This window comes from Streptococcus sp. HMSC072D05, assembly GCF_001815805.1.
Taxonomy (GTDB): domain Bacteria; phylum Bacillota; class Bacilli; order Lactobacillales; family Streptococcaceae; genus Streptococcus.
Genome location: NZ_KV822004.1, coordinates 1 through 336 on the forward strand (window position 1 = coordinate 1; position 336 = coordinate 336).

The window sequence follows — 336 nt, forward strand, 5'->3', positions numbered from 1 at the left end:
GCTGAAGGTAATCTTACGTGGAAGGTCATCATCTTTATCAGTTACAGTTACAGTTGAACCGTTTGTGGCAACTTTGTTGTCTTCACCCTTAGAGTCTTTCTCACCAACGTTTGTCACTTCCACTGTGCCATCATGTTTGACTTGGAAAGTGATGTCGGTTACTTTGAGGTATCCGGTTGGAGCGGCTTCCTCATGGAAGGTGTAAGTACCTGGCGCCAAGTTGAGATCTTTAGACTTACCAGCTTCTGAAGTCCAGCTTTCTACGGCTGTACCTTCTGCCTTGTCGCCCTTGTAGATCTTGATTTGTGCACCAGCGATTTCTGTTCCACCAAGGCT

The 336-nt window shown here is 46.4% G+C and carries 1 protein-coding gene; it reads right to left on the reverse strand.

The annotated features are described in order from the left end of the window. Nucleotides 1-336: prealbumin-like fold domain-containing protein (locus HMPREF3057_RS03235; RefSeq protein ID WP_180364445.1), on the reverse strand; the 336-nt coding region annotated here is incomplete at both ends.